Origin of the sequence: Streptomyces sp. NBC_01551 (genome assembly GCF_026339935.1) — a bacterium.
In the GTDB taxonomy this organism is placed as follows: domain Bacteria; phylum Actinomycetota; class Actinomycetes; order Streptomycetales; family Streptomycetaceae; genus Streptomyces.
In genome coordinates this window covers 1-1,197 of record NZ_JAPEPX010000019.1, presented here as the reverse complement: position 1 = coordinate 1,197, position 1,197 = coordinate 1, and the positions used below count along the sequence as shown (strand labels likewise).

At 75.7% G+C, this 1,197-nt stretch carries 1 protein-coding gene; it reads left to right on the top strand.

Annotated elements, in window-relative coordinates; translation table 11 throughout:
- On the top strand, nt 1-1,197 hold a 1,197-nt coding region (locus OG982_RS30875), incomplete at both ends, for a polyketide synthase dehydratase domain-containing protein (RefSeq protein ID WP_266950282.1).

The following is a 1,197-nucleotide window of genomic DNA, read 5'->3' as shown; positions in this document are numbered from 1 at the left end:
GCTCGACGCGTTCCGCCAGGTGGTCGCAGGGCTGTCCTTCGCGGCCCCCCGCATCCCGGTCGTCTCCAACCTGACCGGCGCGCTGATCACCGACGAGATGGGCTCGGCGGACTTCTGGGTCCGGCACGTCCGCGAGGCCGTCCGCTTCCTCGACGGCGTGCGCGCGCTCGCCGCCCGCAACGTCGTCCACTTCGTCGAGATCGGCCCCGACGCCGTCCTCTCGGCCCTCGCCCAGGACTGCCTGACCGGCGACGCCGAAACGGCCGTCTTCGTACCCGCACTGCGCTCCGGCCGCCCCGAGACCGCCACCGTGACCGGCGCCCTCGCCCGCCTGCACGTGCGCGGCACGGCCGTCGACTGGGACGCCTACTACGCCGGCAGCGGCGTGGAGCGCGTCGACCTGCCCACGTACGCCTTCCAGCGCGAGCCGTTCTGGCTCGACGCCGGACGCCCCCCTGGCGACGTCTCCGCGGCAGGCCTGGGAAGCGCCGGCCATCCGCTGCTCGGCGCCGCCGTCGCCCTCGCCGACCTCGACGGCTTCCTCTACACCGGCCGGCTCTCGCTGGACACCCACGCCTGGCTCGCCGACCACACCGTCATGGGTTCCGTCGTGCTGCCCGGCAGCGCCTTCGTGGAGCTGGCGATCCGCGCCGGCGACCAGGTCGGCTGCGACCTCCTCGAGGAACTCACCCTGCACGCCCCGCTCGTCCTGCCCCAGGACGGCGGCGTCCAGCTCCAGTTGTGGGTCGGCGCCCCCGACGCCACCGGCCGCCGCCCCCTCGGCGTGCACTCGCGCCCCGAGCCGTCGGGCGACGCGCCCGGAGAGGACGTCGACGCGGCCGAGCGGCCGTGGACCCGGCACGCCGACGGCGTCCTCGCCGTCGGCGCCCCGCAGCCGTCGTCCGCCCCCGAGACCTGGCCGCCGGCCGACGCCACGCCACTGCCCGTCGAGGAGCTCTACTCCGGGCTCGCCGAAGCCGGACTCCACTACGGCCCCGCCTTCCAGGGCGTCCGCGCCGCCTGGGTGACCGGCGACGCGGCCTACGTGGAGATCGAGACGTCGGACGAACAGCGCTCCGACGCCTCCCTGTTCGGGCTGCACCCCGCCCTCCTCGACGCCGCCCTGCACACCATCGGCATCGCCGGACTCGTCGAGGACACCGGCCGCGGTCGGCTGCCGTTCTCCTGGGCCGGGGT